This window comes from Neobacillus paridis (genome assembly GCF_016765675.1).
GTDB classification, from domain to species: domain Bacteria; phylum Bacillota; class Bacilli; order Bacillales; family Cytobacillaceae; genus Neobacillus; species Neobacillus paridis.
In genome coordinates this window covers 1-596 of record NZ_JAESWB010000062.1, presented here as the reverse complement: position 1 = coordinate 596, position 596 = coordinate 1, and the positions used below count along the sequence as shown (strand labels likewise).

Below are 596 nucleotides of genomic sequence, written 5' to 3'. Positions count from 1 at the left end.
TACTGGATGTCGTATGAATACGTGCTCAATCCGCGCAGGTACACCGAGCAACAGGTGATGGCGGAAGCCCTGATGCGCGGCTGCTATCAGGTTCTCTCGCTGATTGGTCCCTACCTGCGGGGCGATACGCATGCGCTGTTCCTGAAGCTGGTCGAGGAATACTCCAAGCGTCCCAGCTAAGCCATCCAGCGTGAGCCGATCGATTCGGCCCAGATCAACTCATTCAACTCATTCAACCCATTCAACCCATTCAACCCATTCAACACATTTGGCAGGTTTCATCACAATGAAGAAAATCAGATCAGTCTGCGTCTATTGCGGTTCTGCGATGGGCGCCTCCGAGCGCTATGCGCAGGCCGCCCGCGCGCTGGGACAGGAACTTGTACGGCGCGATATCGGGCTGGTGTATGGAGGCGGCAATGTCGGCCTGATGGGCGCCATCGCCGATGCCGTGATGCAGGGAGGCGGCCGGGCCACTGGCGTGATTCCCCAGGCGCTGATGAAGCGCGAGGTCGGTCACCATGGCCTGACCGAGTTGCATGTGGTGAAGGACATGCATGAGCGAAAGGCCATGATGGCAGAACTGTCGGACGGTT

Annotated in this window: 2 protein-coding genes; both read left to right on the top strand. The window is 58.4% G+C overall.

All coding sequences use genetic code 11. The features are described 5' to 3' along the window. Positions 1 to 180, top strand: a 180-nt coding sequence (locus JK635_RS27935; protein ID WP_202653002.1) for a TetR/AcrR family transcriptional regulator, incomplete at its 5' end; no start/stop codon positions are given. A gap of 106 nt (positions 181 to 286) precedes the next feature. Next, on the top strand, positions 287 to 596 hold a 310-nt coding region (locus JK635_RS27930; protein WP_235887912.1), incomplete at its 3' end, for an LOG family protein.